We start from the raw sequence: 3,891 nt of genomic DNA, 5'->3' as shown, positions 1-3,891 counted from the left end.
ACACTGATGTCGGACGCCCGCCCACCCGGCCGGACTGGACCGGTGGCGGGAAGCCGGGTGGGCGGGCGTCCGACATCAGTGTCGTCGGGTGGTCGGGCATCTCAACGACAGGGCGGTTCCGATCGTCGAGGCGGACACGATGGATGTGCACGACGTAGTCGACTCGACCGCGACGATTCCCGAACTGGAGGATCCTGCCCTCGAGGCGAGGGTGACGGCACTCCATGCGGCGCTTGACGGGCTTGCCGCGCAGCTGACGGCCACCCCGGCGCCTATCGACGGGGCGAGTGCCCGGCACGCCCTCCGAGAGCTGGTCGGAATCCTCTGACCGGACCGGGCGCCGGGCCCTCGGTCGCCGACGGGGGTCGGCTGGGCGGTGGTCGCGCTGATGTTCCTGTGGCCGACTTCGCCGACCTGCTGGACTTCCCCGGGTGGCCCCGGTCGCTCTCGCCGGTGCACCATCTCGCCGCGGTCCCGGTGGAGGAGTTCGCCCGGCGCCGTTCCTGCTGGTCCTGGTGATGACCGGCGCGCCCGTGACCGCGGGTCTGGTGGGGTCCAGGCGTCGGCAGGTGGTCACAGGCTGACTGCGACCGGACGGGGCGTTGGTAGCCTCTGCCGGGTGACGAGGACTCGTGGACGGCCGCGCCGCAACCCCGGGTCGCCGACCGGACTCGGCAGCGAGCAGGACATCCTGCACGCCGCGGGCGAACTGTTCGTCACCAAGGGATTCGGCCGTACCAGCACCCGGGCCATCGCCGAGGGCGCGGGCCTGCAGCAGGCCAGCGTCTACCACTGGTTCAGCTCCAAGGACGAGATCCTGCTCCGGCTGGTGCTCGGCACCGTGATCCCGTCCCACCGGATCGCCGACCGGTTGCTCGAGAGCGACGCCCCGGGACACGTGCTGTTGTGGGCCCTGGCGTACGCCGATGCGCGGCTGCTGCACGAGGATCCGCAGAACCTGGGTGTGCTGTACTTCGAACCGGCTCTCGACGGCGACCATTTCAGCGAGTTCCACGAGGTCCGGGACTCGCTGCACGAGGCCTACCGGGTGCTGCTCGAGCGCACGACGGGGGAACGCGCCACTGACGTCGACGTGGCGATGGTCGTCGGACTGGTGGAGAACGTCATCACCTACCGGCGCCGGACGCGGTCACCGATTCCGGACGACACCCCGGCCCGGGTCGCCGATGCCGCACTGACGCTGGCGCGGGTCCCGGACCTCCTCACCGACGAGACCCGGGCCCGGGGAACCGAGATTCTCGCTGCTCTCGATCCCCCGGGCCCGGGGTCTGTCGACTGACGCCGCCCGCTGGGTGTACTGACGGCTAGGCCCTCGCGGGAACCTCGACGTCCCGGTCCGGTTCCGGCTCGTCGACGGAGGGTGTCGCCGTGGCCTTCCGGGGGTCGGGCCGTGTGTCGGTGGCGGCCACCGCCACGTAGACCACGAAGGACACGGCTGCGGCGAGGAACGTCGTCCAGCCGTCGACGCTGGTGGTGATCACCTCGTTCGGGAAGTACAGCAGGGTGTTGTCCACCCCGTAGATGGTCGGGGTGAAGACGAAGAACCCGAGCCGCACGCCCAGTCCCAGCGCGGCGGAGATGATCAGCGCCCTCGTGCTGACCAGGCGGGTCCACAGGGAGAGCAGGAACGGCACCACGAGACTCGCGCACAGCAGGTCGAAGGTCAGCGTGAGGAGGATCCCGGTGTGGTTGACCCGGAGTGCGACGACGATGCCGATGGCCGCGACGGGGACCATCGCCCACCGGGAGGCCTGGAGCACGCTCAACCGCAGATTCCTGGTGTCGAGGATGGTGCCCACGACGATGGACGAGGTCGCGAGGAGGATGCCGCTGACCGTGGTGAGGGAGGCGGCCAGCAGGGCCGAGATGACCAGCATCGCGATCGGGGTGGGTACCGGCCCGGTGAGGAGTTGGAAGAGGATCGGCGACTCGGAGCCGCTGTCCCCGAGCAGTCCCGCCCCGGCCACGGCGACCGCGGCCAGCGGGACACACAGGACCACGGTCCCGACTGCGGCGATCAGGCTGGCCGCCCTGGCGCCCCGGGCGGACCTGGCCGAGGACACGCGTTGGAAGACGTCGATGGCCACCAGGTTGCCGAAGCCCAGCGCGAAGAGCGTCGCCCAGTTGATCGCCGCGCCCGCCGCAGGGGCGGTCAGCTGTTCGAGATCCGAGATGCCCAACCCCTCGGCAGCGGTGTACCCGGGGCCGAGGAACATCCACAGCGTCAGCCCGACGAACCCGACCCCCATCACCACCATGAGGAACAGTCCCGTGTACACGGACGCGAACATCCCGCCGACCATCGTGTAGGCGAGGATCGCGACGGTGACGAACACGATCGCGGCCCAGTAGGGCACCCCGACGAAGTGGTCCATCATGTGTCCCAGGGCGACGAGGTTGCCCGCCATGAGGATGCCGAAGCTGGAGACCGTCAGGACGGCCGACAGTATCTCGCCGGTGCGGCCGAACGTCTGCCGGAAGTAACCGGGCAGGGAGTACAGCTCGCGCTCCCGGACCTTCTCGGCCACGAAGAGCCCCATCAACAGGAACGACACGGCGATCCCCAGGGGCATCGCGGCTCCGGCCCAGAATCCGAAACCGCCCGCGAGATCCGCCGCTCCGACGGTCGCGTTGGAGTCGATCACCTGGGACATCAGCAGGACGGCGACGAGCGGCACGGTCAGCGTGCGGCCGGCGACGGCGAAGTTGCGGTTCTCTCCCCGCACCCTCTTCGACGACAACAGACCCAGGACGACGAGCAGGGCGACGGTGCCGCCGATGGCGAGACTGATCATCGGGTCTCACCCACCAGGGCGGTCTCGCGACCGAGCGAGTACAGGGGACGCGCGCCCTCCGGCAGTGCGACCTCACCGTCCGCGATCCGCCTCCTCAGGTAGGCGAAGCTCTGCGCGGTCTGGGCGAACAGGTGCTCGCCGGAGTGCATCGGCTCGTACACGGAGTCATTGGACCCGGGGAACGTCAGGGGAGCGACCACCGTGTCGTAGTCGACCGTGAAGAACAACGGGTAGGAATACCGTTCCCGCGAGACCTTCCGGACCCGGTGCGAGGTGGCGACGAAGGCGCCGTTGGTCCACACCTCCAGCAGGTCCCCGATGTTCACGACGATGGCGTCCTCGCGGAACGGGACCTCGATCCACTCTCCCCGGCCGTTCATCACCTCCAGCCCGGGAGCGGTGGGCCTCAGCAGGGTCAACGCCTCGTAGTCGGTGTGCGCTCCGATCCCGGGACGGTCATGGGCGTCAGGGTTGTGCGGGTAGTGGATGAGACGAAGCTGCGAGGGCGGCTGGGTCACCGACCCGAGGAAGGTGTCGGGATCGAGGTCGAGGTACCGGGCGAACGCCGCGAGGAGCCGCGACCCGAGGGTGAACACCTCGTCGTAGTAGGTCGTCACCGCCTCACGGAACCCCGGCAGATCGGGCCACTGGTTCGGCCCGAGCAGCGGATTGCCGGCCACGTACTCCGGATGGTCCGCCGGCAGATCGATGGACAGGTCGAAGGCCTCCTTGAGGTCGGGGGTCGCGCCGGCGAAGACCTCCTCCCCGATCGGGACGTACCCGCGGTGATTGGTGGAGTTGCCGATGTACACCTGCTGCTTGACGGCGTCGGGTTGGGCGAAGAACCGTTGCGAGGCCTCGTGCATGGCTGCGAAGGTCTCGTCGGCCACGCCGTGGTTGACGATGAGGAGGAACCCGACGCCTCGGGCCGCCTCGCCGAGCCGGTCGACGCACTCCTGAGAGGGGCCACCGGGATCGGCGAGCGTGGACACATCGATGATCGGGATCGACTCGAAGTCGGTGGTGGGACGGTGGAGGTCAGGCATTGTCGGCTCCTGGGTGGGCTGGTCGGGGC

The 3,891-nt window shown here is 69.3% G+C and carries 5 protein-coding genes; 3 read left to right on the top strand and 2 right to left on the bottom strand.

All coding sequences use genetic code 11. The annotated features are described in order from the left end of the window. Positions 1 to 88 precede the first annotated feature (88 nt). The 3 genes from IY392_RS18140 (at position 89) to IY392_RS18135 (ending at position 1,300) form a co-directional block, all read left to right on the top strand. The gene (locus tag IY392_RS18140; RefSeq protein ID WP_194861985.1) at positions 89 to 328 is read left to right on the top strand and encodes a hypothetical protein; all 240 of its coding nucleotides are present in this window, start codon (positions 89 to 91) and stop codon (positions 326 to 328) included. Between the two features lie 68 nt (positions 329 to 396). Then, entirely contained in the window at positions 397 to 519 is a 123-nt protein-coding gene (locus tag IY392_RS19645) for a hypothetical protein (protein ID WP_255412659.1), read from the top strand. Positions 520 to 619: 100 nt separating this feature from the next. Continuing rightward, positions 620 to 1,300 (top strand): TetR/AcrR family transcriptional regulator, encoded by a 681-nt coding sequence (locus IY392_RS18135; RefSeq protein WP_159077968.1) that lies wholly within the window; start codon positions 620 to 622, stop codon positions 1,298 to 1,300. A gap of 25 nt (positions 1,301 to 1,325) precedes the next feature. Here IY392_RS18135 and IY392_RS18130 read toward each other — a convergent pair whose 3' ends face one another. Both IY392_RS18130 and IY392_RS18125 read right to left on the bottom strand, forming a co-directional pair. Further along, positions 1,326 to 2,816 carry a sodium:solute symporter gene (locus tag IY392_RS18130; protein ID WP_107755386.1) on the bottom strand — a complete coding sequence of 497 codons (1,491 nt, stop codon included), beginning with the start codon at positions 2,814 to 2,816 and terminating at the stop codon, positions 1,326 to 1,328. Next, a complete protein-coding gene (locus tag IY392_RS18125; protein ID WP_107755387.1) occupies positions 2,813 to 3,862 on the bottom strand; it encodes an isopenicillin N synthase family oxygenase in 1,050 nt (349 codons plus the stop codon). Before IY392_RS18125 ends, IY392_RS18130 begins: the two co-directional genes overlap by 4 nt. Positions 3,863 to 3,891: the final 29 nt, after the last annotated feature.

Origin of the sequence: Dietzia sp. SYD-A1 (genome assembly GCF_015356725.1) — a bacterium.
GTDB lineage: Bacteria > Actinomycetota > Actinomycetes > Mycobacteriales > Mycobacteriaceae > Dietzia.
The sequence above is the reverse complement of the archived record's forward strand: the minus strand, read 5'-3'. Positions and strand labels throughout refer to the sequence as shown.